Genomic DNA, 25,904 nt, shown 5'->3' with positions numbered 1-25,904 from the left:
TCACTCTCCTCGCAGGGTGGCGATGAAGTCCTCTAGGTCGTCGGGTTTCACCAGCACGTCGCGGGCCTTGGATCCCTCGCTCGGCCCGACCACGCCCCGGCTCTCCAGGATGTCCATCAGCCGGCCCGCCTTGGCGAAACCGACCCGGAGCTTCCGCTGCAGCATCGAGGTGGAGCCGAACTGCGTGGAAACGATCAGCTCGGCCGCCTGCACCACCAGGTCGAGGTCGTCGCCGATCTCGTCGTCGAGCTCCTTGCTCGGACCGGCCGCGGCGGTGACGTCCTCGCGGTACGTCGGCTGCAGCTGCTCCTTGCAGTGGTCGACCACGCCGCGGATCTCGGACTCGGTCACCCAGGCACCCTGGATCCGCATCGGCTTGCTCGCGCCCATCGGCAGGAACAGGCCGTCGCCCTGGCCGACCAGCTTCTCCGCACCCGGCTGGTCGAGGATGACCCGGCTGTCGGCCAGCGACGAGGTCGCGAACGCCAGCCGCGACGGCACGTTCGCCTTGATCAGACCGGTGACCACGTCCACCGACGGCCGCTGGGTGGCGAGCACCAGGTGGATGCCGGCCGCCCGGGCCAGCTGGGTGATCCGGACGATCGAGTCCTCGACGTCGCGCGGGGCGACCATCATCAGATCGGCCAGCTCGTCGACGATCACCAGCAGATAGGGGTACGGCGACAGCACTCGCTCGGACCCGGGTGGCGGCTTCACCTTCCCGGCCCGGACCGCCTTGTTGAAGTCGTCGACGTGCCGGAACCCGAACGCGGCCAGGTCGTCGTACCGCATGTCCATCTCGCGGACGACCCACTGCAGCGCCTCGGCGGCCTTCTTGGCGTTGGTGATGATCGGGGTGATCAGGTGCGGGATGCCCTCGTAGTTGTTCAGCTCGACCCGCTTGGGGTCGACCAGGATCATCCGCACCTCGTCGGGCGTGGCCCGCATCAGGATCGAGGTGATCAGCGAGTTCACGAACGACGACTTACCCGAACCGGTGGCGCCGGCGACCAGCAGGTGCGGCATCTTCGCCATGTTCGCGACGACGAAGCCGCCCTCGACGTCCTTGCCGAGCCCGGCCACCATCGGGTGATGGTCGTTGCGGGCGGTGGCGCTCCGGATCACGTCGCCGAGGCTGACGATCTCCTTGTCGGTGTTCGGGATCTCGATGCCGATCGCGGACTTGCCCGGGATCGGCGACAGGATCCGGACGTCGGCCGACGCGACCGCGTAGGCGATGTTCTTCGACAGCGCGGTGACCTTCTCGACCTTCACCGCCGAGCCGAGCTCGACCTCGTACCGGGTGACGGTCGGGCCACGGGTGTAGCCGGTGACCTGCGCGTCGATGCCGAACTGCTCGAACACCTCGGTGAGCCGGTCGACGACCTGGTCGGACGCCTTGGTCCGGGCCTTGTGTACCGAGCCGGGCTTGAGCATCTGCCCGTCGGGCAGCGTGTACGTGATGTCGCCGGACAGGCTGAGCTGCTCCACCCGCTGCGGCAGCGGCGTGTGCGGCGGCGGCTCCGGCGGCGACTCCGAGGGCTTGCCGGGGGCAACCAGCGGCGACGGCGACGGTACGGCGGCCGCGTCGGCGTCGAACGGCTCCTCGTCCGGCACGGGCGGTGCCGCCTTCGACTTCCGCCCGCGCTTGGTGAGCTCACGCCCCTCGAGCACCGGCGAGTCGTACGGCTTGACGGTCGGCTCGCCGTCCTCTTCCTCGGCGGCCGCCTTCGCCCGGCGCTCCTTGCGGGTCAGCCGGACGGTGTCGTCGGTCGGCGCGGCCGCCACCGACGGCGCGTCCTCCGGCAGCGCCGTCCGGCCCATCAGTACGTCGAAGGCCGCGCGAACGCGGAGCGGGATCGCGTAGACCGGGGTGCCGGTGATCACCAGGGCGCCGAAGATCGAGAGCAGGACGAGCAGCGGGGCGGCGACGTACTGCGTGAGCAGGTCGGACAGCAGCGAGGAGACGACGTACCCGATCGCGCCGCCGGCGTCCTGCAGCGGGCCGTCGGCCGGGTTGCCGGGACGCGGCAGGCCGTTGGCGATGTGGACCAGGCCGAGGATCCCGAGCGAGACGGCGGTCCAGCCGATCACCTGGCGACCGGCCGGGCCGTTGCGGTCCGGGTGGCGCAGGGTGCGGAGCGCGATGAACAGCAGCATCAGCGGGACGGCCCAGCCGAGCATGCCGACGCTGCCGCCGACGACGGTCCGCAGGCCGTTGCCGACGGCCCCCGGCAGGTCCCACCAGATGGCGGCGGCCACGACGACCGCCAAGCCGATCAGGAACAGGCCGGCGCCGTCGCGGCGGTGCTCTGGATCGAGGTCGCGGGCGCCGTTGCCGATCCCGCGGACCATGCTGCCGAGCAGGTGCGCGATACCGATCCAGACCTTCACGATGCCCCGGCCGAGGGCGATCATGGCGGCCGCGAACGGGCCCGGTCCGCTGTTTTTGGGCGTGCTGGTCCGCGCGGCGGTGGAGCCACCGCGCTTCGCGCTCTGCCCACGCTTCTGGGCGCCTGACGGACGGGAGCGTCCACCAGCAGCCGACCGGGCCGTACTCGGCCGGTTGGCTGCCGACTTCTGCGCCCGCGCCGGGGAAGACGTGCGGGTCGCCATGCTTAGCAGGCTACCCCGATTACCTCTCGAGTCACACGTGTCACACGCCGATCACGCTGCCCCATCCGTAGCGTCACGACGACGCCACCGCATCAGGTGCCAGAGGACGACGTACCCTCCGACCGCGGCCAGACCGCCGAAGACAAGCCCGGTCAGGGCCAGCCGCAAAGCGGTCTCACCGGCGAGTTCCTCGGCTCGTCCGACCTGTACGGCGGCCCCGGCGACACCCGCCGCGGTTGTGCCGGCGAGTACGACGTACCGAACCGAGGACGGCACCTGGTCGGTTGGATTCAGTGGCGCGGTCCGGCGGTACCAGCGGTAGAGCCAGATCGCCAGGATCAGGCAGCCGCCGACCGTGCTGACGTACTGGAGGACGCGGTTGACGTCCCAGGTGGCGGTCACCTCGGCGCGGAAGAAGTCGGGGAACCGGCGGACGAAGTAGCCGTCGCCGTGGGTGAAAGAATCCCAGACCACGTGGGTGAGGGCGCCGAGGACGGCGGAGACGGTGGTCCAGAACAGGACGATGATCGTGAGGCGCGGCGGGACAGGGAGACGGGCAGCGACACCGGCGGGAGCGAGGGCTGCGAGTGGGCGCCTGATCAGCAGGTGGAAGACCGTGAGGAGGATCAGCGCGATCAGCGGGTCGAGCCAGAAGGCCGACGAGAACTCGTGGGTGAGGGTCAGCGTCAGGCTGCCGTGGATCTGCTGGGTCGCGAAGCGGTAGAGCGGATCGAGATACAGCAGGTCCGGCGCCACCGCGCCCGCGACCAGTGCCGAGGCGACCAGCGGGCGCCGGGCGAGTGGCAGGACGGCGGCCGGGTGCGCGAGCGTGAACGGCATGGGCCGGAGCTTAGAAGCTCCCAAGGTCGTCGCCAGAGGCAACAATCAGGCGTCGTGCCGTCGAGCAGCTCCGGTCGACGTCAGGCGTCCGGTCGACATCAGTCGTCAGGTGACGTCAGGCGTCAGCGTCAGGCGTCAGGCGCCGGTCGTGCCGTCGAGTTGTTCGCGGAGGAGGTCGGCGTGGCCGCAGTGGCGGGCGTACTCGCCGATCAGGTGGATGTAGATCATCCGGAGCGTCGACTCCGTGCCCTTGAAGGTGAACCGCTCGTCGAGCGAGCGTCCGGCCGCGGCCTCGTCGGACAGCTTCCACTCCGCGATCAGCCCTTCGTACTCCGCTTCGGCGCGCGCGGGATCGATCAGCTCGAAGTCCGCGTCCTTGCCGAGCTCGGGCGGAAAGACGGGGTCGGCCGGTTCGGTGGCGAAGTGGATCCGGAACCAGATCCGCTCCACCTTGGTCAGGTGCCGGATCAGCCCGAGCAGCGACAGGTTCGAGGGCGGCGACGGCCGCTCCGCCAGCTGTTCCGCGGTCAGGCCGGCGCACTTGAACAGCAAGGTGGTGCGGTAGAAATCCAGGTACCCCCGGAGCAGCTCGGACTCGGGCGCCGTCAGTGAACCGTCCGGGCGTTCGACGGCAGGTGCTGTCCAGGTCATGCGTTCCTCACTCGAAATCTGTCCACGATGTGTTCGCCAATCTCATCACATGAGATAGGCGCTGGCGTACCCCGTATCCCGTTCGTTACCGTCTTCGGCAGGTCATGAGTGCCAGCGCCAAGCCCCGGCTCGCTGGCCGGCAACCCTCCTCCGCGGTGGGGTGCCCCGGGTGAAGACCAGGCCGTGCGGATACCCCGTTCGGCAAGTGCGGACTTCCTGGGAGCAGCAGCATGTCGATCCTCTCCATCCTCGAGCCTGCCAGTACGACGACCCCGCGGCCCACCACCGCCCGGCTCGCGACCGGCAGCATCCCCGCCACCGTCGGCTCGGACCTGCTGGTCCCGCTGGCCGACGGCCGCGTCACCGACTACGCCAACTTCGACCACGGCGCGAGCGCTCCGTGTCTGGAGTCGGTCCGCGCCAGTGTCGAGGCCGCGCTGCCGTCGTACGCGTCGGTGCACCGTGGCAACGGGTACGCGTCCCGGATCACCACGCAGTGGTACGAGCGGGCGCGCGCCGAGGCGCACGCCTTCGTCGGTGCCCGCGCCGACGACCAGGTGATCTTCACCCGGCAGACCACCGACGCGCTCAACCTGCTCGCGCACACCCTCCCGGCGGACGCGACCGTGATCGTGTTCGAGTCGGAGCACCACGCCGCGCTGCTCCCCTGGCCGGCCGAGCGGACCGTCCGCCTCAAGGCCCCCAGAACGCCGAACGATGCCGTGAGCACCGTCGCCGACGCGCTCCGGAACGCGCCCGAGGGCCCGCGGCTGGTCGTCGTGACCGGCGCGTCCAACGTCACCGGTGAGATCTTCCCGGTCGCGGAGATCGCCGCCGTCGCCAAGGCCCACGGCGCCCGGGTCTGCCTGGACGCCGCACAACTCGCGCCGCACCGGCCGGTCGACATCGCCGAGCTCGACGTCGACTGGGTCGCGCTGTCCGGCCACAAGCTCTACGCCCCGTACGGCGCCGGCGCGCTGATCGGCCGCGCCGACTGGCTGGACGCCGCCGAGCCCTACCTGTACGGCGGCGGCGCGACCACCGCGGTCACCGACGATCTCGTGGTCTGGGCGACCGGCCCGGCGCGGCACGAGGGCGGCTCCCCCAACGTGATCGGCGCGATCGCCCTCGCCTCGGCCTGCGCCGCGATCAGCAAGCACCGGGACGCGATCGAGCAGCACGAGCGCAGCCTGCTCGCGCGGCTCCGTACCGGTCTCGCGCAGATTCCCGGCGTGACGACGTACTCGATCTTCGGCGCGGACGCCGACCGCGTGGGCACGGTCTGTTTCACCGTCGCCGGGCTGACCTCGACGCTGGTGTCGGCCGCGCTGAGCGCCGAGTACGGGATCGGTGTCCGGGACGGCAAGTTCTGTGCGCACCCGCTGGTCGGTCACCTGCTCGCCGACTCCCCCGAGCACGGCACCGCCGTCCGGGCGAGCCTCGGCCTCGGGACGACCCGGGAGCACGTCGACCGGCTCGTCGACGCCGTACGGACGCTGGCCACCAGCGGACCGCGGACGGAGTACGAGGAGTCGGCGCACGGCTGTCAGCCGGCCGACGACCCCCGCGACCTCCAGGCCCCGCGGATCTGGTGACCCACCCCTCCTACTGCTCAGGAGGAACCAGACCGACGTGCTCAGGTGGCACGAGACCTACGTGGTGAGCAGCGAACGCCAGTAGGTCCGCCCACTCGGACGCGATCATCGCAGCAGGCTTCCCGAAGCCGTGGCCGGTGTTGACCTCGACACGAGTCAAGACGGGTACGGAAGCGGACTGGGCGTGCTGCAACGCGGCGATGAACTTGTGGCTGTGCAACGGCACCACCCGGTCGTCGTGGTCACCGGTGACCACGAGCGTCGCCGGGTACGCCGTTCCGTCGCGCAACCGGTGGAGTGGCGAGTACGCCAGCAGGTCGGCGAACTGGTCGGGGTCGTCCGGGTGGCCGAAGTCCGAGACCCATGCCGCGCCCACCGTGAAGAGGTGGAAGCGAAGCATGTCCATCACGCCCACGCCCGGCAGCGCGACCGCGAACAGGTCCGGCCGCTGCGTCATCGCGGCTCCGACGAGCAGACCGCCGTTGCTGCGGCCGTGGATCGCGAGCTGCTCCGGAGTGGTGATCCCGGTGTCGCGAAGGTGCTCGGCGACCGCGATGAAGTCGTCGAAGACGTTCTGCTTGTTCTTCAGCCGGCCGGCGTCGTGCCACTCGCTGCCGTACTCACCGCCGCCGCGGAGGTTCGCGATCACCAGGACTCCCCCGGCCGCGAGCCAGGCCGGCCAGCCGGGCCGGTACTCGGCCAGGATCGGGATGCGGAAGCCGCCGTACCCGTAGAGCATGGTCGGGCGCGGTGCGGAGTAGTCCAGGTCGGCTCGGCTGATGACGAAGTACGGCACCTCGCGGCCGGGCTCGAGCCGGCGCTCGACGGAGATCGTCGGTGAGGTGAAGCCGCCCGATCCGCGGACGAGCTCGGGCAGGGCGCGGACCTCGCCGGCCGAGGCGGAGACGACGTACGACAGGGTCGGGTCCGTCGGGGTCGACAGGCCGACGAAGACCTCGTCGTGCTCCGCCGAGGCGTTCAGGCCGACCACTCCCCCGCCGGGTGCGTCGACGACACGTGCGTCCGAGCCGTCCAGCGCGTACAAGGTCAGCACCGGCTGCGCGTCCGCCAGTGTCAGCACGGCCAGGCCGGACGCCGTGCCGCGGACGGCCTGCATCGTGCCGTCACCTTCCGGGACGAGGTCGGTGAAGGCGCCGTCCAGTGAGGCGAGTACCACGCGACCGCGCGGCGCGTCCCGATCGGTGCGCAGAACGAGGTCGTCGCCCGACATCCGGACGAAGGTGAGCTCGTCGGCGAACTCGTCCACCAGCTTGACCGGCTCGCCGAGCCCGTCGGAGGTGATCGGGTAGACCCACAACCGGGTGGCGGGATCGGTGCCCTCGGTGATGTGGACGACGAGGTACCGGTCGTCCTCGGAGACCTCCGGCGTGATGAAGTACCGGTCGTTCTCCGGGAAGCTGAGCACCAGTTCGTCAAGGGACTGCGGCGTGCCGACCTTGTGCAGCATCAGCCGGCCGCCGGTGAGCGAAGCCGTCTCGGTGCCTTCGCTGCGCCCGCTGGCCGGGTAGTGCAGGTAGAGGTACGCCGAGCTGTCCGGCAGCCACGTGGCCTCGCAGAACTTCGCCTCGTTGACCACGTCGTCGACCGGTGTGCCGGTGGCGATGTCGAGCAGGCGGAACGTCGTCCAGTCGCTGCCGCTCTCGTTGACGCCGTACGCGAAGTACTTGCCGTCCGGGCTGACCGTGAACGAGCCGAGCGAGTCGGTGCCGTCCTCGGACAGCGTGTTCGGGTCGATCAGCACCCGGCCGCCGGAGACGAGTTCGTCGAGCGACTCGGCGACGTACACCACGTCCTGCGCCTGGGTGCCGTCGTTGCGGCCGACGAAGTACCAGCCGGCCTTCTTCACCGGTACGCCGGCCCGCGGCCGGGCCAGGATCGCGGACATCGTGCGCTGGAACCACGCGCGCTCCGGGTACGTCGACAGCTCGGCCTCGGTGAAGGCGTTCTGCCGGGTCACCCAGTCCTGCGTGTCCGGCGCGTCGGGGTCCTCCAGCCAGCGGTACGGATCGGCGATCTGGCGCCCGTGCAAGGTTTCGACCACGTCGTCGCGGCGGCTCTCCGGGTAGGTCATGGGAACAAACCTAACCGCCGGTTCCTCCGCGGGTGAGCGTCGTACCCACCGGCCTCCGGTGGGCGGCATTCCGCACAGGCGCCGGGGCCGGTGAGTACGACGGGCCCCAGGAGGCCTCCCCGCGATCGCTCACCGCTTCGGGTGGATGTCCTTGGTCCAGAGGACGCTGCCGTACAGGTCGCGCAGCGACGCGGTGAAGACGCCGGTGCGCGGGTCGATGTCGACGTGGCCGAAGAACTGGTTGCCGCCGCTCGGCGGCTGGTTCGGGAAGTCGGCGGCCTTGACGAACTCCACCTTCGGCCCGAACGTCGGGTCGAGCGCGTTCGGCCCGAACGTGCCGGCGTTGACCGGCCCGGCGACCAGCTCCCAGAACGGGTCGAAGTCGGTGAACGACGCCCGCGACGGGTCGTAGTGGTGCGCGGCGCAGTAGTGCACGTCCGCGGTCAGCCAGATCGCGTTGCGGACCTTGCGCCGCTTGAACTGGCGCAGGACCCAGGCGATCTCGTGCTCGCGGCCACCTGGAGCCCCCGGCAGGCCGTTGGCGACCGCCTCGATCTCGGTGCCGTCCGGGACCAGCACGCCGATCGGCATGTCGCTGGCGATCACCTTCCAGGTCGCCTTCGACCGGGACACCTCGCGGACCAGCCACTCGGCCTGCTCCCGGCCGAGGATCGCGACCTCGCCCGGCACGTCCGGCTTCGGGTTGGCGTCGCGGTAGGTCCGCATGTCGAGGCAGAAGATGTCCAGCAGCGGCCCGTAGCTCACCTTCCGGTAGAGCCGGCCACGACCCGCGGTGTATTCCATCGGCAGGTACTCGAGGAACGCCTTCCGGGCCCGGGCGGCGAGCACGTCGACCCGCTTCTCGGTGTACCGGTCGTCGGTCAGGATCTCCCCGGGGTACCAGTTGTTCACCGTCTCGTGGTCGTCCCACTGGCTGACGATCGGTACGTCGGCGTACAACGCGCGCACGTGGTCGTCGAGCAGGTTGTACTTGTACCGGCCGCGGTACTCGGCCAGCGTCTCCGCGACCTTGGCGACCTCCTCGGTTACCACGTTCTTCCAGATGGTGCCGTCGGCAACCTCCACCTCGGCGGCGATCGGGCCGTCGGCGTAGATGTTGTCGCCGGAGTGCAGGAAGAAGTCCGGCCGGGTGTCGTGCATCGCCCGGTACGCGATCATGCCGCCAAACTCCGGGTTGATCCCGTAGCCCTGGCCGGCGGTGTCGCCGGTCCAGACGAAGGACAGTCCGCGGTTGCGGCCCGGCGTACTGAACGAACCCTCGAGCGACTCGCCGCGGCGGCCGTCGGAGTCCTCGAACGCGATCCGGTAGTCGTAGCGCTGCCCCGGGCGCAGGCCCTTCAGCGGGAGCTGCGCGGTGTAGTCGTGCTCGGGTCCGGTGACCGGGCCGCGCAACCGGATCGACCGGTCGAACCGGCCGTGGCTGGTCAGGTCGACGACCAGGCGGGCGCGGCGGTCGGTGCGGGACCAGACGACGGCGGAGCTCGCGCTCACGTCACCGGACATGATCCCGGACGGCAGCCCGGGGCGGCCGCGGCGGACGAGGTGGGGCGTCGCGGCGGCGGTCCCCGGCAGGGCCAGGGACGCGCCCGCGACGGTCGATGCGGCCAGGAGCTGGCGGCGGCTCAGGTTCATGTGACGAATGTGGCCGAGCCGAATGACAGCGGTATGGCCTCGGAGCGAACGCCCTGACAACTCACCCGGGACGCTCCGGCCCCCGGTTGCCGGGCGGTACCGGGCATGGTTCGGTGGACGCCGACGAGCCCGTCGACCCCCGCCCCGCAGGACGGAGCAGTTCACGTGTCGCACTCGCTTGCCGACGACGTTCATCCGCGGGGCGCACAGCAGCGCCACGCGAGCCTCTACAGCGATCTCCTCCACACCGTCCGGGATCTCGGGCTGTTGCGCCGCCGGTACCGGTACTACGCGATCCGGCTCGGGTCCGTGCCGGTGGCGCTCGCCGCGATCGCCACGGCCGTCGTCCTGGTCGGCGACTCCTGGTACCAACTGCTGGTCGCCGGCGCGCTCGCCCTCGTCCTCGTCCAGGTCGCCTTCCTCAGCCACGACAGCGCACACCGGCAGATCTTCGACTCCGCCACGCTGAACGACTGGACCGGGCGCGTGCTCGCGGGCGTGGTCGCCGGCATGAGCGTCAACTGGTGGCGGCACAAGCACAACCGGCACCACAACGCGCCGAACCAGGTGGGCAAGGACCCCGACGTCGAGCTCGACGCCATCGCCTTCCATCCGGACGCGGTCGCCCGGCGCGGACCGTTCGGCCGGTGGATCGCGGCCCGGCAGGGCTGGCTGTTCTTCCCGCTGCTGACGCTGGAAGGGATCGGCCTGCACGCCTCGAGCCTGCGGTACCTGTTCCGCCGCGGGGCGACCCGGCTCGAACGCGTCGAAGCGGCGGTCGTGGTCTCGAGGCTCGGAGCCTACGTCACCGCGCTCTACGTTCTCCTGCCGATCGGCAAGGCGAGCGCGTTCCTCGGCCTCCAACTGGCCGTGTTCGGCGTCTGCCTCGGCGCCGCTTTCGCGCCGAACCACAAGGGCATGCCGATCGTCCCCGCCACCATGAAGCTCGACTTCCTCCGGCGGCAGGTGCTGATGTCACGCAACATCCGCGGCGGGGTCCTGACCGACTTCGCGATGGGCGGCCTGAACTACCAGATCGAGCACCACCTCTTCCCGAGCATGCCGCGGCCGAACCTCCGCCACGTCCGGCCGATCGTCCGCGAGTACTGCGAACTGCACGGCGTCACGTACACCGAGGTCGGACTGCTCACGTCGTACCGGATCGTCGTCGACTACCTGAACAATGTCGGTCTCCGGGCGCGCGACCCGTTCCAGTGCCCCCTCGTGACGGCCTACCGGAAATAGCTCAGCCGGCGGGTGGGATCTCGCCCGAGCCGCGGATGGTGAGCTTCACCGGGACGCGGACCGTGCGGCCCGGGCGGTGGGGCTCCGGGAGGCGCTCCGTCATCAACTGGATCGCCGTACGGGCCATCACGTCGGCCGACTGCGCGACCGCGGTCAGCCCTGGGCTGAGCAGGTCGCCGAGGGCGAGGTCGTCGAACGACACCAGCGCGACCTGGTCCCGCCGGCCGGCGAGACCGCGCAGTACCTCGGCGGTCGTCATGTTGTTCGCCGACAGCAACGCGGTGGCCGGCTCCGGCCGGTCGAGTACGGCGGACAGCGTGATGCCGATGCCCTCCGTCGTCGGCTCGGACAGGTGGACCAGATCTTCGTCCACCTCGATCCGGTGCCTGGCCATCGCGGCCCGGTAAGCGACCACGCGTTCGCGAGCGGTGAAGATCCGCTCGTCGTCGCCGAGGTACGCGATCCGCCGGTGGCCCTGCCGGACGAGGTGGTCGATCGCCTGGTCGATCCCGCCGGCGTTGTCGGCCAGTACGGCGTCCGCCTCGATCCCGTGCGCCGGGCGGTCGATCGTGACCACCGCCATCCCGGCGTCCACGTGTGGCGCGAGGTACTCCTGGGTCTCGCCGATCGGCGCCATGATCAGCGCGTCCGGGCGACGGGCGACGAACTCCAGGCAGACGTCGCGCTCCCGGTCCGGATCCTCGTCGGTGAGGCCGATCATCACCACCGACCCGGACGACCGGGCCCACAGCTCGACCGCCCGACCGAGCGAGGCGAAGAACGGGTCGCCGATGTCGCGGATCACCACGGCGATCGTCCCGGTCTTGCCCCGGCGCAGCATCCGGGCGCTCTCGTTCGGGGTGTAGTTGAGCTCCTTGATCGCGGCCTGGACCTTGGCGGTCAGCTCCGGGCTGACGTTCGGCTCCTCGTTCACCACCCGGGACACGGTCTTCAGCGCGACCCCGGCCCGGGCCGCGACCTCCTTCATGGTGGGCCGGCGCTGGCCCGTCCCGTTCACTCCGCTGATGGTCATCGCCGCCCCTCTCTCCCCAGTTGTCCCGGTCAGCTCTCGACGACGACCGGGATGATCATCGGGCGGCGGCGGTGGGTGTCGCTGACCCACTTGCCGACCACCCGGCGGATCACCTGCTGCAGCTGGTACATGTCGTCCACGCCGCTGCCGATCGCCTTCTCGATCTCGGCCTCGATCCTCGGCTTCAGGTCGTCGAAGACGGTGTCGTCCTCGGCGAAGCCGCGCGCCTGGATCTCCGGCCCAGCCGTCAGTTTGCCGGTCACGGAGTCCATCACCGCGATCACCGAGATGAAACCCTCGTCGCCGAGGATCCGGCGGTCCTTCAGCGAGGTCTCGGTGATGTCGCCGACCGTCGACCCGTCGACGAACACGTACCCGCAGTCGACCTTGCCGGCCACGACGGCCTTGCGGTCGATCAGGTCGACCACCACCCCGTCCTCGACGACCACCACGTTCTGCGCCGGTACGCCGGTCCGGACGGCCAGCTCGGCGTTCGCGTGCAGGTGCCGGATCTCGCCGTGCACCGGCATCACGTTGCGCGGCTTGACGATGTTGTAGCAGTACAGCAGCTCGCCGGCGCTGGCGTGACCGGACACGTGCACCAGCGCGTTGCCCTTGTGGACCACGTTCGCGCCGTGCCGGGTCAGCCCGTTGATCACCCGGTAGACCGAGTTCTCGTTGCCGGGGATCAGCGAGGACGCCAGTACGACGGTGTCGCCCGGCTGGATCTGAACGACGTGGTGGTCGTTGGCCGCGATCCGGGACAGCGCCGACATCGGCTCGCCCTGGGAACCGGTCGAGACCAGCACGACCTGCTCGGGCGGGTAGTTGTCCAGCTCGCGCATGTCGATCAGCGTGTCGCCCGGGACGTTCAGGAAGCCGAGATCACGGGCCACACCCATGTTGCGGACCATCGAGCGGCCGACGTACGCGACCTTGCGGCGGTGCTTTACGGCCGCGTCCATCACCTGCTGGACGCGGTGCACGTGCGAGGCGAAGCAGGCGACGATGATCCGCTGGTTCTTCGCCTTGGTGAAGACGCCGTCCAGCACCGGCGCGATGTCGCGCTCGTGGGTGGTGAAGCCGGGGACCTCGGAGTTCGTGGAGTCGACGCAGAACAGGTCCACGCCCTCCTCGCCGAGCCGGGCGAACGCGCGCAGATCGGTGATCCGGTTGTCCAGCGGCAACTGGTCCATCTTGAAGTCGCCGGTGTGCAGCACCAGGCCGGCCGGAGTCTTGATCGCGACCGCGAGCGCGTCCGGGATCGAGTGGTTCACCGCGATGAACTCACAGACGAACGGGCCGATCTGGAGCGACTCGCCCTCGACCACAGTCTGCTGCGGCACGTTGCGGTGCCGGTGCTCCTTCAGCTTGCCCTCGAGCAGCGCGAGCGTGAGCTGCGACCCGACGACCGGGATGTCGCCCCGCTCACGCAGCAGGTAGGGCAGGCCGCCGATGTGGTCCTCGTGGCCGTGGGTCAGGACGACCGCGACGATGTCGTCGAGCCGGTCCCGGATCGGCTGGAAGCCCGGCAGGATCAGGTCCACGCCGGGCTGGTTCTCGTCCGGGAACAGTACGCCGCAGTCGACGATCAGCAGCTTGCCGTCGTACTCGAACACGGTCATATTGCGGCCGACCTCGCCGAGGCCGCCGAGCGGGATGACCCGCAAAGCGCCCGGGGCCAGCGGCCCGGGCGCGTCGAGATCGGGATGGGGATGGCTCATGCAATCAGTCCTGCCTGTTTCAGATCGGTGGTGAGCCGGTCCACTTGCTCGACGGTCGCCTCAACCAACGGCGACCGGAGTGTCGCGTGCTCGATGACGCCGGCCAGCGTGAGCGCGGCCTTCACCATGATGGCGCCCTGGGTCCTGGTCATGATCGCCTCGACGGCGGGCACCAGCCGTCGGTCGATCTCTCGTGCGGTGGCGAGGTCGCCGGCCACCACGGCGTCGATCAGTTGCCGGTACTCCGGGCTCGCGACGTGCGCGACGACACTGGCGATGCCGACCGCACCGATCGCCAGCGAGGCGAAGTTCAGCTCGTCGGCACCGCAGTAGTAGAACAGATCGGTGTTCGCGAGCACCTTGGTGGTCCCGGCGAGGTCGCCCTTGGCATCCTTCACCGCGACGATCCGCGGGTGCTCGGCGAGCGCGATCAGCGTCTCGGTCTTGACCTCCACGCCGGCCCGGCCGGGGATGTCGTACACCATGTTCGGCAAGCCGGTGGCGTCGGCGACCGCGGTGAAGTGCGCGCGCAGCCCGTCCTGCGGAGGCTTGTTGTAGTACGGCGTGACGACCAGCAGCCCGTGGGCGCCGGCGGCCTCCGCCTGCCGCGCGCACTCGATCGTGTGCCGGGTGTCGTTGGTGCCGACCCCGGCGACCACCGTGGCTCGGTCCCCGACGGCCGCCAGCACCGCCTCGACCAACTGGACCTTCTCCTGGTCGGAGGTGGTCGGGGCCTCGCCCGTCGTCCCGTTGACGATGAGCGCTTCGTTTCCGCGGTCGACGAGGTACGTCGCGACCTTCTGCGCAGCGTCGAGATCGAGCGAGCCGTCGGGCCGGAACGGGGTGATCATCGCCGTCGTCAACCGCCCGAAGGGCGGCGCCGGCGAGGCCGAGGTAGCTGCTGAGGACATGGGGGTCAGATTACCGCTCCGAAGCCTCTGAGAAATGAGTAGGCCTGATGGCTGTCCGCTCGGGGGTCCGGGCAGCCACCAGGCTCACTCGTCCTATCGGGCCGGACTCGGTAGGCGTTACAGCTTCCCTCAAAAAAGTCCGGAAAAATTTCTGCTTCCACGCTCTGTGATTTCACTATCGCTCACTGTCACCGACCGGCGAGCCAGATCGAGGTCGCGGTGGTGAGGCGTTCGAGGGTGGGGAGGGCGCCGGGCAGGAGGAGTACGGCGGCGGCGAGGAGGACGGGTACGACGATCAGGCGCTCGAACCAGCCGTTGGTACGGAAACGGAGCGGCCGTGGCAGGCGGATCTCGTACCAGGTCTCCCCGCGGATCGGCAGCGGCCACAGCTACGGGCAGCCGGACCGGGTCAGGCTGTCACCGAGACAGTGGACGAACATCCCGAGTGCGACGGCCACGCCGATCCAGCCGCCGATCCCGGTGAGGCCGGCCTGTACGGCGTCCGCGGTCGTCGTACCGGGCAACGCCGTACCGGTCGCCGTCCACGCGGTGGCGCCGAGCACCAGGACGATCAGCCAGTCACCGAGTACGTCGGCGGCCAGCAGCAGACCGGTGACGGCGACCGCCAGGACGGCCCACTTGCCGCGGTCTCCCGCGCTGGCGGCGAGCATGCCGAGCAGGATCGCGGCGACGAGCGTGTGGGTCGCGTGCCGGTGCTTGCCGGTGCTGTCCTCGTCGCGCGGCCCCTTGGTGAGCCGGTAGAGCACGCCGGAGAACGCGCGGACCGCCTCGGAGACGATGCGCGTGATCGGCCCGACCAGCCGGGATGCGCGAGCGTGCGGGTGGTCGAGATCCGGCACGAGGGCGTAGCCGGCGGTCGCCGCCGCGAACGGGACCACCTCGGCCACCGTCCCCAACCCGATCAACGGCGCCACCACCAGCCCCGCACACCACCCCGTCAACGCATGCGACCGCCCCATCATGGCGCCCCACTCCCCTCGCTCACCTTCGCCCCATCCTCCCAGCAACGCCCCACCTCCCCCACCAGCCACGCTGATCCCACCAGTCACAGCCACTTTGTGCACCGGCTTTCCGTCGTACGCGTCCCGGCGTACTCAGACGACGCCCAAAGTGGCCGGCTCGCGGTCGGCGGGTTTGCATAATCATTCAGGGGAGTGCATACTTTTCCTGTGTCCAAGGTTTTGACGTCTCTTCCTGTCGGTGAGCGGGTCGGGATCGCCTTCTCGGGTGGTCTCGACACGTCGGTCGCGGTCGCGTGGATGCGGGACAAGGGAGCGATCCCCTGCACCTACACGGCCGACCTCGGTCAGTACGACGAGCCCGACATCGCCTCGGTCCCCGGCCGCGCGACGGCGTACGGCGCCGAGATCACCCGTCTGGTGGACTGCCGGGCGGCGCTGGTCGAGGAGGGGCTGGCCGCGCTCGCGTGTGGTGCGTTCCACATCCGGTCGGCCGGGCGGACGTACTTCAACACCACCCCGATCGGGCGGGCGGTGACCGGGACGCTGCTGGTCCGGGCGATGCTCGACGACGACGTCCAGATCTGGGGCGACGGATCGACGTTCAAGGGCAACGACATCGAGCGGTTCTACCGCTACGGCCTGCTGGCGAACCCGTACCTGCGGATCTACAAGCCGTGGCTGGACGCGGACTTCGTCACCGAGCTCGGCGGCCGCAAGGAGATGTCGGAGTGGCTGGTCGCGCACGGCCTGCCGTACCGGGACAGCACCGAGAAGGCGTACTCCACCGACGCGAACATCTGGGGCGCCACCCACGAGGCGAAGACGCTGGAGCACCTCGACACCGGGATCGAGACCGTCGACCCGATCATGGGCGTCAAGCACTGGGACCCGGCGGTCGAGATCTCGCCGGAGGACGTCAGCATCGGCTTCGAGCAGGGCCGGCCGGTGACGATCAACGGCAAGGAGTTCGGTTCCGCGGTCGACCTGGTGCTGGAGGCCAACGCGATCGGCGGCCGGCACGGCATGGGCATGTCCGACCAGATCGAGAACCGGGTGATCGAGGCGAAGTCGCGCGGGATCTACGAGGCACCCGGGATGGCGCTGCTGCACGCGGCGTACGAGCGGCTGGTGAACGCGATCCACAACGAGGACACGCTGGCGAGCTACCACACCGAGGGCCGGAAGCTCGGGCGGCTGATGTACGAAGGCCGCTGGCTCGACCCGCAGTCGCTGATGCTGCGGGAGTCCCTGCAGCGGTGGGTCGGTACGGCGGTCACTGGCGAGGTCACGCTGCGGCTGCGGCGGGGCGAGGACTACTCGATCCTCGACACCACCGGCCCGGCGCTCAGCTACCACCCGGACAAGCTGTCGATGGAGCGGATCGAGGACTCCGCGTTCGGCCCGGTCGACCGGATCGGCCAGCTGACGATGCGGAACCTGGACATCGCCGACTCCCGGTCGAAGCTCGAGCAGTACGCCGGCCTCGGCATGTTCGGCTCCGCCAACCCCGCGCTCGCCTCGTCCACCGACCTGATCGGCGCGATGCCGACCGGCGGCGCCGAGGCCATCGCCTCCCGCGGCGAGGCCTCCGAAGAGGACGAACTCCTGGACCGCGCCGCCATGGAATCCGGCACCGACTGACCCACCCGACCCGGCTCCCCGGCACCGGCCCCCACCCCGAACACCAGCCCAGCACCGACCGCCCCGACCACCAGCCCAGCACGGACCGCCCCGCCCGCATCCAGTGCCCGGCACCGACCGCCCCCGCCCCATTTGGCTGGTTAACCACGCAGTTGGAGGGTTCTCCACCCGGAGTCAGGGTGGAGAACCCGCCATTTGGCTGGTTAACCAGGCAAATGGGTCGAGCGTCGTGACCACGCAAGTGGGGCGGGCGTGGTTGACCAGGCGAAGGGGTTAGGCGTCGAAGTCGAGGGTGACTTCGGGGGTGGTGGGGTGGGACTGGCAGGTGAGGACGTAGCCGGCGCGGATCTCGTCGGGTTCGAGCGCCCAGTTGGTGTCCATGCGGACGGACCCCTCCAGGACCTTCGCGCGGCAGGTGCCGCAGACGCCGCCCTTGCAGGCGAACGGCGCGTCGGAGCGTACGGCGAGGGTCGCGTCGAGGACCGCCTTCGAGTGCTCGGCCAGGGCGAACGTGGACCGGCGACCGTCCAGGATCACCGTGACCTGAGCGGCGTCCTCGTCGACCGGCGCCTCCTCGACCGGAGCCGCGGGCGCCTCGTCGCCGACGTGGAAGAGCTCGGCGTGCACGTGTTCGCGCGCGACGCCTTGGCCGAGCAGCAACTCCTGCGCGCCGACGACCATCGCGTACGGCCCGCAAAGGAACCACTCGTCGACCGACCCGACCGGGAGGATCGTGGTGAACATCCGCTCCAGGCGCTCGGCGTCGATCCGCCCGCTGAACAGCTCCACCTCGGTCGTCTCCCGCGACAGCACGTGCACCAGGTGGAACCGCTCGGCGTACCGGTCCTTCAGGTCGGCCAGCTCGTCGGCGAACATCACCGACCCCGCGGTCCGGTTGCCGTAGAGCAGCGTGACCCGGCTCGACGGCTCGGTCGCGAGGATCGTCGCGACGAGGGAGAGCACCGGCGTGATGCCACTGCCCGCGGCCACGAAGGCGTAGTGCTTGGCGTTCGCCGGGTCGAGCGTCGTACCGAACCGGCCGAGCGGGGTCATCACCTCGAGCTCGTCGCCGACCTTCAGCTCGTGCGCGGCGTACGCCGAGAACTCGCCGCCGGGGATCCGTTTCACGCCGATCCGCAGTACGCCGGACCCGGCCGGCGAGCAGATCGAGTAGCTGCGCCGGACGTCCTCACCGGTACGCCGGATGGTCAGATGCTGACCCGCGCTGAACTCGTACTCGTCCGCGAGCTCCGGCGGCACCGCGAAGGTGATCGCCACCGAGTCGTCGGTGATCGCCTCGATCGCGGCCACCTTCAACGGGTGGAAGACGGCGCGCCGCCGCGGCAGGGTGGTCGTCGTCATCACAGCGCCTTGAAGTGGTCGAAGGGCTCGCGGCAGCTGTTGCACCGCCACAGCGACTTGCAGGACGTGGAGCCGAAGCGGCTGAGCTCGACCGTGTCCGGCGATCCGCACAGCGGGCAGCGGATCGTCAGGCTCAGCATCACCGGACCGCCGACCGCGCGCCGTCCGGTCGGCGGAGCGATACCGTACTCGACCAGCTTCGCCTTGCCCTCGTCACTCATCCAGTCAGTCGTCCACGCCGGCGACAGCACGGTCTCGACCCGCCCGTCGACGTGCAACGACTGCAGAGTCAGCTCGACCTCGTGCCGGATCACGTCCATCGCCGGACAGCCGGAGTACGTCGGAGTGATGGTCACCACGACCTCGTCACCCTCGTGCCGGACCCCGCGCAGTACGCCGAGGTCCGCGATCGTCAGCACCGGCACCTCCGGGTCGGCCACCTCACCGACGGCCTCGAGGATGGCCGTGTCGCTCACCATGTCGCCCCCGGATGCGACCGCGCCACGTGCTGCAACTCCGCCAGCAGATACCCCAGGTGCTCGGTGTGCCGACCGGACCGGCCGCCACCGTGCTGGTACGACGCCGACGGCCGACTGCACGTGGATTCGTCGACGACTGCCAGCACCCGGCGCTCCCACTCGTCGTGGAGCGACGACGGGTCGACGGCGACCTCGAGGCGACGTACGAGGTCGTCGGACTCGAACATCTCCCCGGTGTACGGCCACAGCGCGTCCAGCCCGGCCTGCATCCGGCGGTGGCTCTCCTCGGTCCCGTCGCCGAGGCGCAGCACCCACTGGGTCGCGTGGTCGACGTGGTACGCGACCTCCTTGACCGCCTTGCCGGCCACGCCGGACAGCGTCTCGTCGGCACACCGGAGCAGCTCTTCGTACAGCAGTTGCTGGTACGTCGCGAAGTACAGCAGGCGGGCCATGGCGTGCGCGAAGTCGCCGTTCGGGAGCTCGCACAGCTGCAGGTTGAGGAAGTCCCGCTCGTCCCGGAAGTAGGCGAGGTCGTCCTCGGAGCGCCCTTCCCCCTCGACCTGCCCGGCGTACTGCAGCAGTGAGCGGGCCTGGCCGAGCTGGTCCAGCCCGATGTTGCCCAGAGCAACGTCTTCCTCGAGCTGCGGGGCGGCCGCGATCCACTCGGCGGTGCGCTGCGCGGAGATCAGCGCGTCGTCGCCGAGGCGGAGCGTGTAGACGAAGAGGTCGTTCACAGGTGCTCGACGCCTTCCGGGACCTGATAGAAGGTCGGGTGCCGGTAGACCTTGTCGCCGGCCGGGTCGAAGAACTCGTCCTTCTCGTCCGGGCTGGACGCGGTGATGTCGGCCGCGCGCACGACCCAGATCGACACCCCCTCCTGCCGGCGGGTGTACACGTCGCGCGCGTTGCGGAGCGCCATGGTCGCGTCCGGCGCGTGCAGGCTGCCGACATGGGTGTGCGACAGGCCACGACGCGACCGGACGAACACCTCCCACAGGGGCTCGACGCTCATGCGGCACGCTCGGCTTGCTTCGCCGCGTAGGCCGCCGCGGCCTCGCGGACCCAGGCGCCGTCCTCGTGCGCCTTCACCCGGTGCGCCAGCCGCTGCTGGTTGCACGGCCCGTTGCCCTTCACCACGTCGTACAGCTCGGTGTAGTCCGGCTCGGTGAACCGGTAGTGCCCGGTCTCCTCGTCGTACGCCAGCCCGTCGTCGGGCACCCGCAGCCCGAGTACGTCGGCCTGCGGCACGGTCATGTCGACGAACCGCTGACGCAGCTCGTCGTTGCTGTGCCGCTTGATCCCCCACGCCATCGACTGCTCCGAGTGCGTGGACGCGGAGTCCGGCGGGCCGAACATCATCAGCGACGGCCACCACCACCGGTCGAGGGCGTCCTGCGCCATCGCCTTCTGCGCCTCGGTGCCGTTGCACAGCGTGTGCAGGATCTCGAACCCCTGCCGCTGGTGGAACGACTCCTCCTTGCACACCCGGACCATCGCCCGCGCGTACGGCCCGTACGAGCAGCGGCACAGCGGGACCTGGTTCACGATCGCGGCGCCGTCGACCAGCCAGCCGATCGCGCCGATGTCGGCCCAGGTGAGGGTCGGGTAGTTGAAGATGCTGGAGTACTTCTGCTTCCCGCTGTGCAGCAGGTCGAGCAGGTCCGCCCGGTCCACGCCGAGGGTCTCGGCGGCGGCGTACAGGTAGAGCCCGTGGCCGGCCTCGTCCTGCACCTTCGCCATCAGGATCGCCTTGCGGCGCAGCGACGGCGCGCGACTGATCCAGTTGCCCTCCGGCTGCATGCCGATGATCTCGGAGTGCGCGTGCTGCGCGATCTGCCGGATCAGGGTCTTGCGGTACCCCTCCGGCATCGCGTCCCGCGGCTCGATCCGGCCGTCGGCGTCGATGGTCGCCTGGAAGCTGTCGTCCATGCCGGCCAGCATAGCCGAGATGTGACACTTCCTGTCCAGATCAGCGCACAAGTGTCACAAAGTCGGACAGGTGGTGCTAGGCCCACCCCGGGAAGTGGTGACAGCGCGCTGGGGTCGAACCCGTCTGCCCGCGAAGCTTTCAGTGCAGGGCTTGCACAGTTTCCGAACAGCTTCCGATCAAGGGTGGATCCCATGAGTACGACGTCCCTCCCGGCCGCCGATCACCGCGGACCGGTCACACGCGCCGAGCGGGCGCTCGCGCCGGACCTGATCCGCGGCGCGATGCTGCTGCTGATCGGCCTGGCGAACAGCGCCAACTTCGCGTTCGCCGGCCAGCCCGGCGTCGACAGCACGCCGCACGGCCTCGAGCGCGTGCTCAACCTCCTCAAGCTGACCTTCGTGGACGCCCGGGCCTACCCGGTCTTCGCGGTGATGTTCGGCTACGGCCTGGTCCAACTCGCCCGGCGGCAGCGGTCCGCGGGTGCGACCACCGGCACCGTCCGAAAGATCCTGCTGAAGCGGGACGGCTGGCTGATCGCCTTCGGCCTCCTGCACGCGACGCTGCTGTACTTCGGTGACTTCCTCGGTGCGTACGGCATCGTCGGAATCCTTTGCACCCTCGTTCTGCTCAACCGCGGCGACAAGTTCCACCGGATCGTGCTCGGCATCTGGGTCTTCGAGATCCTCTACGTGCTCTTCACGGGCTTCCAGGCAGTCACGGCCATGGTCAACAGCTCCGGTCCGGCGGCTCCGCTCACCAATAGCCCGAACCCGTCCCTCGCAGCCGGCTCGTACGGCGAGAGCCTGGTCGCCAGGTTGCACGAGTACCCGCTGCACACGGCGAGCGTGATCGGATTCGTCATGGTCGTCTGGCTCGGGATCTGGGCCGCCCGCCGGCAGATCCTGGAGAACCCGGCCACCCACCGGCGCCTGCTGACCAGGGTCGCCGTCGCTGGCCTGAGCATCACGATCATCGGTGGTCTGCCGCTCGCCCTCGTCGGCGCCGGCTGGCTGCACGTCGACGCGGCCGCGGTCGACTCGCTGAGCTACCTGTCGCACGTCAGCGGCATGTTCGGCGGACCTGGGTACGTCGCCCTGTTCGGTCTGCTGGTCGCCCGCCTGAAGAGCCGGACGCTGCCGGTCCAGGCGATCTCCGCCCTCGGTCAGCGCTCGCTGTCCGGCTACCTGTTCCAGTCGGTCGCCTGGATGGTCCTGCTGGCGCCCTTCACGCTCGACCTCGACCTCGGCAGTACGGCGTACACCGCGGCGCTGGTCGCGCTCGGGGTGTGGCTCGTCTCCGTCCTCGGTGCCTACGCGATGAGCCGGCGTTCCTCCCGGGGTCCGGCCGAGACCCTGCTGCGGAAGCTCGTCTACTGACTTGGGAGGATGGCGGGTATGAGCGACTTCGGCGTCCCGGAACCCGCCAACCTCTCCGACCTGTCCGGCGACAGCCCGGTGGCCGAGACGAGTGTGCGGCTGGCGCTTCCGGCCGAGGCGAGCGAGATCGGCGAGATCCAGGTCGCCGCCTGGCGGACGTCGTATGCCGGGCTGCTGCCGGCCGACGTCCTCGCCGAGCTCGACCCGGCGCAGTTCGCCGCACAATGGCGGGCTGCGCTGATCGCGCCCGGTGAGGCGCGGAACCGGGTGATGGTCGCGCTGGCGGGCCGGACGTTGGTCGGGTTCGCCGCGATCACGCCGTCGGACGACCCGGACACCGACCCGCAGCGGGACGCGCTGATCGCCGAGCTCGCGGTCAAGCCCGAGGCCACCCGGGCCGGCCACGGCTCGCGCCTGCTGAACGCGGTGGTCGACACCGTCCGCGCCGACGGCTTCGGCCGGGTCACCGTGTGGGTCAACTCGACCGACGACGTCCTGCGCGCCTTCTACACCGAGGCCGGCTGGGCTCCCGACGGCGCGCACCGCGAGCTCGACCTGTACGGCGACGAGTCCGTCCGGATCAAGCAGATCCGGCTGCACACCGACCCGAGCCCGTCGGACTGACCGCCGGGCTCAGGCCAGGCAGAACTCGTTGCCCTCGGGATCGCGCATGATCAGGTGGAAGCCGTCGGCCTCCATCCGCTCCGCGACCGACGCTCCCAGCTGGACCAGCCGCTCCGCCTCCGCCTCGATCGCCGTCCGGCGGGCATCGGCGTCGAGGCCCTGGGCGACCTTGATGTCGAGGTGGACGCGGTTCTTGACCTGTTTGGACTCCGGGACGCGGAGGAAGAAGATGTCCGGCCGGGTGCCGCGTTCCTTGTCGACCAGGGTGCGGCCCGCGTTGCGCTGATCGACCGGGATGTCGTGCGCGTCGGCCCACTCGTCCCAGGTGGCGAAGCCGTCCGGAACGCATCGGGAAGTCGTACCCACCGAGCGCGGCCATCCAGAACCGGGCGACCTTGTCCGGGTCCGCGCAGTCGAAGACGATGTGCAGGTCAAACGCGGGCACGTTGATCACCTGCCACGCCGGCGCGGTAGAGGTCGCGGAGCAGACAGATCTCGGCGCCGTGGTGGATGGACTCCCGGTTCACGTGAACGGCCAGGGCGAGCATGGAGTCGTCGGCGTAGTACGCACCCTTCGGGCCGAGGGGCCGGGCCAGCTCGTCCTCGGTCAGCCCCCGCAGCGCCTGGCGCCACCGCGTGTACCAGTGCTCGAGGAAGGCCAGCCCGTCCGCCGCCGTCCCGGGCAGGTCGGCCGGGACGTGCCGCGGGTCGAACATGTCGGCGTCGTCCGGCACGCTCCCGTCACCGAAGAACGTGTTCACCCGGGTGGCGTAGTTGACGGCGACGTGGACCAGGCGCCACGCGATCGTGGTCACCGGCGGCGGATCCGGCACCGGCTCCGTGTGGTCGACGACCATCCGACCGCTCTCGTCCGGGCGCACCGACCACGCTCCCTCGACGGGCTCCCAGAAGTACTCCTCGTCCGTCAGTCCCTCGAGCCGCGGCCAGAGATGGAAGTCCCAGTAGAACTCCAGCTGCCCGATCACCAAGTCTCCGCAGTCCATTGGACGACAGTAGAGCCCGTCGCCGACATAGCACGCGGCCTGATCCACGACCGGCCGGGGGTGGTGCTCGACCGACCGGACCGGGCATGACAGATTGTCACGGTCCCGTCACGCAAGGCCATCCGCTGGAGTATCGATGAAGTACCTTCCCCTGGCCGTCGGCCTAGGGCTGTCCGCCGCTGCCGTCCTCGTCGTCCCCGGGTCGGGTGCGACCGCGTCGATGGACCAGGTGACCGCGGTCGACCGGCCGCACCGGGTCGCCAACCGGTACCTGGAGCAGAAGCCGGTGTGGAAGCCGTGCGGCGACCAGGAGTTCCGGACGTACTGCGCCAGGATCACCGCGCCCCGCGACTGGGCCAACCAGTACTCCGGTCATGACATCCAACTCGCGGTCAGCAAGGTCGCACCGGCGAAGGGCAAGCCGAGCCGGGTGGTCTTCGGCAATCCGGGCGGACCCGGTGGGGCGGGTCTCGGCATGGCGCCGTACCTGGCCAGTCAGGCGCCGTTGGCGAAGGACCACCTGGCCGTGGGGTTCGACCCGCGCGGCACCGGCGACAGCACGAACGTGACCTGCCAGGGCGCGCCCGGCTACACCATGGACGCCCGCGACCGCGACCCGCGGAACCTCGAGCTGATCGCGGAGGCGTCGCGCCTCAGCCAGCCGTATTGCGACGGTCAGTCCCGCGGCCTGCTCCCCTACATCACCACCGCGCAGACCGTGCAGGACATGGACCTCATCCGCCGGCTGCTCGGCTACGACACCATCGACTTCGTCGGGTACTCCGGCGGCACCTGGATGGGCGCGTACTACCAGACCTACTTTCCGCAGCACGTCGGCCGCTTCGTGCTGGACTCGAACACCGACTTCACCCGGCCGTGGATCGACACCTTCACCGCGCAGCCGCACGGGTTCGAACGCCGGTTCCGCGAGGACTTCGCGCCCTGGGCGGCGAAGTACGACGACCGGCTGAAGCTCGGCTCGTCGCCGCGCACGGTGATCAGGACGTACGAGAAGCTCCGGGCGGCGCTGAAGAAGCAGCCGGCGATCGAGGAGTACTTCGAGGGATCGATCAAGATCGGCTACGACCAGAACACCCTGGACGAGATCGTTTCCGGGGATATGTATACAAAGGTCGACTTTCCGTCACTGGCCGCCGACCTGGCATTTCTGCGCGACCTTTCCGCGGCCCAGAGCAAAGGCGGACCACGCGCAGCGCAACGCAAGGTAGACGCACTGTCACCGGAACGCCAACGCGAATTGGTGCGGCGGGCCGCCCGCGACACCGTCGGCCTGCGTCCCCTCGGCCGGATCGTCGGCGACGACGCCGAGGGTGCGACCTTCACCGCGGTCACCTGCAACGACACCCCGTGGCCGCAGGGCCGCGAGTACGGCGACCAGTTGGCTGCCCGGCTCGGGCCGAAGTACCCGTTGATCGGCTGGGGCATGAACGAGAACCCGTGCTTCTACTGGGACCGCCCGAACCTGACCATGCCGCAGCCGACCGGCCAAGGACTGCCGACCACATTGATGGTGCAATCGGCACACGACCCGGCGACGCCGTACGAGCTCGCCGCTTCCGCCCACAGCCGGTACGCCGGCTCCCGCCTGGTCACCGTCAGCCGCGAGGGCGACCACGGCGTGTACGGCGGCGTGAACAAGTGCGCGGACGCGATCGTCAACAAGTTCCTGACCACCGGTAAGGCACCGGCCAAGGACGTCACCTGCGCCGGCGAGGGCATCCCGGCGCCGTCGGCTCCCCAGCCGGAGCTGGAGTACGGCGAAGGCGCCCGGCAGGAGGCCCGGACGCCGTTGCGCCGGATTGCTGGATTCACCAAGGCCGTCTCCGGATATCTGCACTGAGCCTGCGTTTGTCCCGCCCGGGCTGGAAATGCGCAGGAATTCCTGCGGATAGCGGGTACGGACGGGAATTCCGCGGTCACTTTCGGCGAAAACCCCGCAGGAGAATCGTTGTCAGGACATATTTGTCAGGGGGATGTCAGGGTTCCGTCCCTGTGCGACGGAGCGTGATTTCGGCAACCTTGTGTCAGCGCGGAGGAACCGGCCGTCGACTGGGAGGGCTCGACGCGAGGTGACATCGCCGACGTGGCTTCGGCCGGCTGTGAGGTGGGGGGACTGCCTGGGGG

General features: G+C 69.9%; 22 protein-coding genes, 1 pseudogene and 1 riboswitch. Of the genes and pseudogenes, 6 read left to right on the top strand and 17 right to left on the bottom strand.

Going from position 1 to position 25,904, the window contains the following annotated elements; all coding sequences use genetic code 11:
- From ACQPYZ_RS14535 to ACQPYZ_RS14525, 3 genes are all read right to left on the bottom strand, one after another.
- Complete coding sequence (locus tag ACQPYZ_RS14535) at positions 1–2,616, bottom strand: DNA translocase FtsK 4TM domain-containing protein (protein ID WP_433168357.1); 2,616 nt, start codon at positions 2,614–2,616, stop codon at positions 1–3.
- A gap of 51 nt (positions 2,617–2,667) precedes the next feature.
- Positions 2,668–3,456: a DUF4184 family protein gene (locus tag ACQPYZ_RS14530; RefSeq protein WP_433168355.1), complete on the bottom strand. Its 789-nt coding sequence runs from the start codon at positions 3,454–3,456 to the stop codon at positions 2,668–2,670.
- Positions 3,457–3,591: 135 nt separating this feature from the next.
- Positions 3,592–4,107 (bottom strand): DinB family protein, encoded by a 516-nt coding sequence (locus ACQPYZ_RS14525; protein WP_433168354.1) that lies wholly within the window; start codon positions 4,105–4,107, stop codon positions 3,592–3,594.
- Positions 4,108–4,207: 100 nt separating this feature from the next.
- Positions 4,208–4,321: riboswitch (SAM riboswitch) on the top strand.
- A gap of 16 nt (positions 4,322–4,337) precedes the next feature.
- Here ACQPYZ_RS14525 and ACQPYZ_RS14520 point away from each other — a divergent pair.
- On the top strand, positions 4,338–5,702 hold the full coding sequence (locus ACQPYZ_RS14520; protein ID WP_433168352.1) for an aminotransferase class V-fold PLP-dependent enzyme: 1,365 nt from the start codon (positions 4,338–4,340) through the stop codon (positions 5,700–5,702).
- 10 nt (positions 5,703–5,712) lie between these two features.
- On the opposite strand, the gene ACQPYZ_RS14515 is transcribed toward ACQPYZ_RS14520, so the two are convergent.
- Complete coding sequence (locus ACQPYZ_RS14515; RefSeq protein ID WP_433168350.1) at positions 5,713–7,794, bottom strand: prolyl oligopeptidase family serine peptidase; 2,082 nt, start codon at positions 7,792–7,794, stop codon at positions 5,713–5,715.
- 129 nt (positions 7,795–7,923) lie between these two features.
- On the bottom strand, positions 7,924–9,447 hold the full coding sequence (locus tag ACQPYZ_RS14510; RefSeq protein WP_433168348.1) for an alkaline phosphatase D family protein: 1,524 nt from the start codon (positions 9,445–9,447) through the stop codon (positions 7,924–7,926).
- Between the two features lie 165 nt (positions 9,448–9,612).
- Here ACQPYZ_RS14510 and ACQPYZ_RS14505 point away from each other — a divergent pair, with 165 nt between their 5' ends.
- The gene (locus ACQPYZ_RS14505) at positions 9,613–10,692 is read left to right on the top strand and encodes a fatty acid desaturase family protein (protein WP_433168346.1); all 1,080 of its coding nucleotides are present in this window, start codon (positions 9,613–9,615) and stop codon (positions 10,690–10,692) included.
- Position 10,693: 1 nt separating this feature from the next.
- Here ACQPYZ_RS14505 and ACQPYZ_RS14500 read toward each other — a convergent pair whose 3' ends face one another.
- The 4 genes from ACQPYZ_RS14500 to ACQPYZ_RS14485 all read right to left on the bottom strand — a co-directional run bounded on the left by ACQPYZ_RS14500 (position 10,694) and on the right by ACQPYZ_RS14485 (position 15,340).
- Positions 10,694–11,725 carry a LacI family DNA-binding transcriptional regulator gene (locus tag ACQPYZ_RS14500; protein WP_132315415.1) on the bottom strand — a complete coding sequence of 344 codons (1,032 nt, stop codon included), beginning with the start codon at positions 11,723–11,725 and terminating at the stop codon, positions 10,694–10,696.
- A 29-nt stretch (positions 11,726–11,754) separates the two neighbouring features.
- Positions 11,755–13,449, bottom strand: a complete 1,695-nt coding sequence (locus ACQPYZ_RS14495) for a ribonuclease J (RefSeq protein WP_433168344.1) — start codon at positions 13,447–13,449, stop codon at positions 11,755–11,757.
- Positions 13,446–14,360, bottom strand: coding sequence for a 4-hydroxy-tetrahydrodipicolinate synthase (dapA, locus tag ACQPYZ_RS14490; protein ID WP_433168342.1), 915 nt, complete (start codon positions 14,358–14,360; stop codon positions 13,446–13,448). Before dapA ends, ACQPYZ_RS14495 begins: the two co-directional genes overlap by 4 nt.
- A 389-nt stretch (positions 14,361–14,749) precedes the next feature.
- Complete coding sequence (locus ACQPYZ_RS14485; RefSeq protein WP_433168340.1) at positions 14,750–15,340, bottom strand: metal-dependent hydrolase; 591 nt, start codon at positions 15,338–15,340, stop codon at positions 14,750–14,752.
- Between the two features lie 210 nt (positions 15,341–15,550).
- Here ACQPYZ_RS14485 and argG point away from each other — a divergent pair, with 210 nt between their 5' ends.
- Positions 15,551–16,984 carry an argininosuccinate synthase gene (gene argG / locus ACQPYZ_RS14480; RefSeq protein ID WP_433168338.1) on the top strand — a complete coding sequence of 478 codons (1,434 nt, stop codon included), beginning with the start codon at positions 15,551–15,553 and terminating at the stop codon, positions 16,982–16,984.
- A 273-nt stretch (positions 16,985–17,257) separates the two neighbouring features.
- On the opposite strand, the gene paaE is transcribed toward argG, so the two are convergent.
- The 5 genes from paaE to paaA are packed head-to-tail and all read right to left on the bottom strand — an operon-like array spanning position 17,258 to position 20,754.
- Complete coding sequence (gene paaE / locus ACQPYZ_RS14475; protein WP_433168336.1) at positions 17,258–18,346, bottom strand: 1,2-phenylacetyl-CoA epoxidase subunit PaaE; 1,089 nt, start codon at positions 18,344–18,346, stop codon at positions 17,258–17,260.
- A complete protein-coding gene (paaD, locus tag ACQPYZ_RS14470; RefSeq protein ID WP_433168334.1) occupies positions 18,346–18,825 on the bottom strand; it encodes a 1,2-phenylacetyl-CoA epoxidase subunit PaaD in 480 nt (159 codons plus the stop codon). Before paaD ends, paaE begins: the two co-directional genes overlap by 1 nt.
- Positions 18,819–19,559, bottom strand: coding sequence for a 1,2-phenylacetyl-CoA epoxidase subunit PaaC (gene paaC / locus ACQPYZ_RS14465; protein ID WP_433168332.1), 741 nt, complete (start codon positions 19,557–19,559; stop codon positions 18,819–18,821). Before paaC ends, paaD begins: the two co-directional genes overlap by 7 nt.
- Entirely contained in the window at positions 19,556–19,837 is a 282-nt protein-coding gene (paaB, locus tag ACQPYZ_RS14460; protein WP_360146066.1) for a 1,2-phenylacetyl-CoA epoxidase subunit PaaB, read from the bottom strand. Before paaB ends, paaC begins: the two co-directional genes overlap by 4 nt.
- A complete protein-coding gene (gene paaA / locus ACQPYZ_RS14455) occupies positions 19,834–20,754 on the bottom strand; it encodes a 1,2-phenylacetyl-CoA epoxidase subunit PaaA (protein WP_433168330.1) in 921 nt (306 codons plus the stop codon). Before paaA ends, paaB begins: the two co-directional genes overlap by 4 nt.
- A 192-nt stretch (positions 20,755–20,946) precedes the next feature.
- Here paaA and ACQPYZ_RS14450 point away from each other — a divergent pair, with 192 nt between their 5' ends.
- Both ACQPYZ_RS14450 and ACQPYZ_RS14445 read left to right on the top strand, forming a co-directional pair.
- On the top strand, positions 20,947–22,131 hold the full coding sequence (locus ACQPYZ_RS14450; protein ID WP_433168328.1) for a DUF418 domain-containing protein: 1,185 nt from the start codon (positions 20,947–20,949) through the stop codon (positions 22,129–22,131).
- 18 nt (positions 22,132–22,149) lie between these two features.
- Positions 22,150–22,755, top strand: coding sequence for a GNAT family N-acetyltransferase (locus ACQPYZ_RS14445; RefSeq protein ID WP_433168327.1), 606 nt, complete (start codon positions 22,150–22,152; stop codon positions 22,753–22,755).
- 9 nt (positions 22,756–22,764) lie between these two features.
- Here ACQPYZ_RS14445 and ACQPYZ_RS14440 read toward each other — a convergent pair whose 3' ends face one another.
- The 3 genes and pseudogenes from ACQPYZ_RS14440 to ACQPYZ_RS14430 all read right to left on the bottom strand — a co-directional run bounded on the left by ACQPYZ_RS14440 (position 22,765) and on the right by ACQPYZ_RS14430 (position 23,759).
- Positions 22,765–23,121 (bottom strand): VOC family protein, encoded by a 357-nt coding sequence (locus ACQPYZ_RS14440; RefSeq protein ID WP_433168325.1) that lies wholly within the window; start codon positions 23,119–23,121, stop codon positions 22,765–22,767.
- 34 nt (positions 23,122–23,155) lie between these two features.
- A pseudogene (locus ACQPYZ_RS14435) lies at positions 23,156–23,200 on the bottom strand (hypothetical protein); the annotation flags it as partial.
- Positions 23,187–23,759 carry a DinB family protein gene (locus tag ACQPYZ_RS14430; protein ID WP_433168323.1) on the bottom strand — a complete coding sequence of 191 codons (573 nt, stop codon included), beginning with the start codon at positions 23,757–23,759 and terminating at the stop codon, positions 23,187–23,189. The pseudogene ACQPYZ_RS14435 and the gene ACQPYZ_RS14430, both read right to left, overlap by 14 nt.
- A gap of 136 nt (positions 23,760–23,895) precedes the next feature.
- Between ACQPYZ_RS14430 and ACQPYZ_RS14425 the strand changes: the two genes are divergently transcribed.
- A complete protein-coding gene (locus ACQPYZ_RS14425; protein ID WP_433168321.1) occupies positions 23,896–25,620 on the top strand; it encodes an alpha/beta hydrolase in 1,725 nt (574 codons plus the stop codon).
- Positions 25,621–25,904: the final 284 nt, after the last annotated feature.

The sequence above is a fragment of the Kribbella sp. CA-247076 genome, assembly GCF_050942445.1.
Classification (GTDB): domain Bacteria; phylum Actinomycetota; class Actinomycetes; order Propionibacteriales; family Kribbellaceae; genus Kribbella.
Note: the sequence above shows the minus strand (reverse complement) of the source record. Positions and strands in the feature narration are given on the sequence as shown.